The 651-nt window shown below is 39.8% G+C and carries 1 protein-coding gene; it reads left to right on the top strand.

Annotation, left to right across the window (positions count from 1 at the left end):
* The coding region (locus NUW87_RS11455; RefSeq protein WP_269028653.1) for a hypothetical protein at positions 1 to 243 on the top strand (243 nt) is incomplete at its 5' end.
* Positions 244 to 651 lie beyond the last annotated feature (408 nt).

The following is a 651-nucleotide window of genomic DNA, read 5'->3' as shown; positions in this document are numbered from 1 at the left end:
CTAAAATTGGCCAAAGGCCTAAAGGAGAAAGAGTTGGAATGGTCTGATTTTAAAAAGTGTTTCAAGAAACAATACCTTTCTGAAAGCTATTATGAAAGGAATACGAATGAATTTTACGAGTTATTACTTGGACAGATGATAATGGAAGACCTGATAAATAAATTTCCAGAACTACTAAGGTTCGTACCATACATCCAGGAGGATAAGGTAAAAATCCAACGATTCTTAAGCTGTTTACCATAGTCCTACAGGGACATAATTGAGTTTGACAACCCCAAATCCTTGAGTGAGGTATTCATGAAAGCACGAATGTGCTATGACCAGTATAAACAACAAGAAGAGTTTCCCAAGACCTGGAAGGATAAGAAGTAAGATTGAATGAACCAGCAGAAGAAGGGATAGCAACCAACTCCTTATTGGAATGAAGCAAAAAGTTTCCCAATGAAGGATTTTCACTCCAATCATCTGAATACGCAAGGTAGCAGTAAACCGGTAAACCTGGGAACGAAGAAGTTTGGGGACAACTCCCACGAGCCATTAAAGTGTTGGGAGTGTGGAGAGCCTCATCGAAGGAGGAACTGTCCACGTTTAATTGCAACAAACAGAGTTGTTGTTCATAATTTGCAGGAAGCCTCGACAGTAGGTGACATG

Origin of the sequence: Corynebacterium pilbarense, from assembly GCF_026930265.1 — a bacterium.
GTDB classification, from domain to species: Bacteria; Actinomycetota; Actinomycetes; order Mycobacteriales; family Mycobacteriaceae; genus Corynebacterium; species Corynebacterium pilbarense.
The sequence above is the reverse complement of the archived record's forward strand: the minus strand, read 5'-3'. Positions and strand labels throughout refer to the sequence as shown.